Raw genomic sequence first — 1,916 nt, 5'->3', positions numbered from 1 at the left:
GGGTGGGGAGCGTGTTCGGTGGGGCGGCGCTGTCCGGGATCGGGTTCACCGTGTCGCTGCTCATCATCGGGCTCGCGTTCGGCACGACCTCGGGCCTGGGCCGCCAGGCGACGGTCGGCGTGCTCGTGTCGATGGTGTTCGCCACGTTGCTCGGGTGGCTGATATTCAAGGTCGCCGCTCTCAAGTGGGGGGAGGAGACTGCCGATTTGCCGATGGTACTTGAGCCACCAGTCGATCCGGAAGTCGATCACATCCGCGGTCCGGAGGACGCCCAGCTCACGCTCGTGGAGTACATTGACTTCGAGTGCGCGTACTGTGCACACGCCACCGGTTCGTGGGACGATCTGCGCGCCCACTTCGGGGACGACCTGCGGTATGTGGTGCGCCAGTTGCCGCACCACCCCCACGGGCCGATCGCCGCGCGGGCGTCCGAGGCGGCATCGAACCAGGGGATGTTCTGGCCGTGGCTGGACTTCGTGTTCACCCGTCAGCATGCGCTGGAGCGAGAGGACTTGATCGGCTACGCCGCCGAGCTGGGTCTTGACATCGATCGGTTCATCGCGGATCTCGACAGTCCCGCAGTGATAGAGCGTGTCGAGCGTGACCTCGTCAGCGCGGTCGCCAGCGGTGCGCACGTCACTCCTACGTTCTTCATCCAGGGTCGTCGTCTGCTCGGCAGTTACGACGCCCGCACTCTCACCGCAGTGCTCGAAGCCAGTCGCCGCGGCCCTCGCACTCAGGAAGTCCCGTCCTGAGCGGGGCGAACTACAGGATAAGAACATGCCAAGCAATTCTTTCGGTGAATCCTCTTGTACCGCTGCGGCCAGCGGCCTCGTGCAGGTGCGTGGCGCGCGCGAGAACAACCTCAAAGAGGTGGACGTCTCTATCCCGCGGAATGCGCTGGTGGTGTTCTCGGGTGTCTCCGGCTCCGGGAAGTCCTCGCTGGCCTTCGGCACCATCTATGCCGAGGCACAGCGACGCTATTTTGAGTCGGTGGCCCCCTATGCACGGCGCCTGATCGACCAGGCGGGCGTGCCGGACGTAGATGCGATCGACGGCCTGCCACCAGCGGTGGCGCTGCAGCAGCAGCGGGGGTCCAGCAATGCGCGTTCCTCCGTGGGCAGTGTGACCACCCTGTCCAGCCTGGTGCGGATGATGTATTCGCGCGCCGGCACCTATCCCGCCAACCAGCCAATGCTGTACGCCGAGGATTTTTCGCCGAACACGCCGCAGGGGGCGTGCCCGGCCTGCCACGGCTTGGGTCATGTGTACGAGGTGACCGAGGCGCTCATGGTGCCCGACCCCTCCCTGAGCATCCGTGAGCGGGCGATTGCTTCCTGGCCACCCGCCTGGCAGGGCCAGAACCTGCGCGACATCCTGGTCAGCATGGGCTACGACGTTGACCGGCCGTGGAAGGACCTGCCGAAAAAGGATCGCGACTGGATTCTGTTCACCGAGGAAACACCAACGGTGCCGGTGTACGCCGGTTTCACGCCTGCCGAAACCCGCTCCGCGCTCAAACGCAAGATGGAGCCGAGCTACATGGGCACCTTCACCGGCGCCCGGCGGTATGTGTTGCACACCTTCGCCAATACCCAGAGCGCGCTGATGAGAAAGCGCGTATCCCGGTTCATGGAGGGCAAACCGTGCCCTACCTGCCACGGCAAGAGGCTCAAGCCCGAAGCGCTGTCGGTCACCTTCGCTGGGGTGGACATCGGCGCGTTTATGCAGATGCCGCTGGACCACTTGGCGGCATTGCTCGAACCCATCGCACAGGGCGATTTCCGCGCCCATGCAGCGGGTGCGGCTACGGACAAGGAAGCGACCCGGCGCGAGCGTGCCGAACGCGCTGCCACCGGCCATGCGGTCCATGCGGTATCGCCCGACGTGCGCCATACCTCCGCGCTGTCGGAAGA

The 1,916-nt window shown here is 65.4% G+C and carries 1 protein-coding gene and 1 pseudogene; both read left to right on the top strand.

From position 1 onward, the window contains the following. The coding region (locus GHO03_RS24315; protein ID WP_153400672.1) for a thioredoxin domain-containing protein at nucleotides 1-755 on the top strand (755 nt) is incomplete at its 5' end. A 25-nt stretch (nucleotides 756-780) separates the two neighbouring features. Then, nucleotides 781-1,916: pseudogene (locus GHO03_RS24310) on the top strand (excinuclease ABC subunit A); the annotation flags it as partial.

This window comes from Pseudomonas sp. FSL R10-1339, assembly GCF_009600545.1.
GTDB classification, from domain to species: domain Bacteria; phylum Pseudomonadota; class Gammaproteobacteria; order Pseudomonadales; family Pseudomonadaceae; genus Aquipseudomonas; species Aquipseudomonas bubulae.
This window is presented reverse-complemented; position numbering and strand designations above follow the sequence as displayed.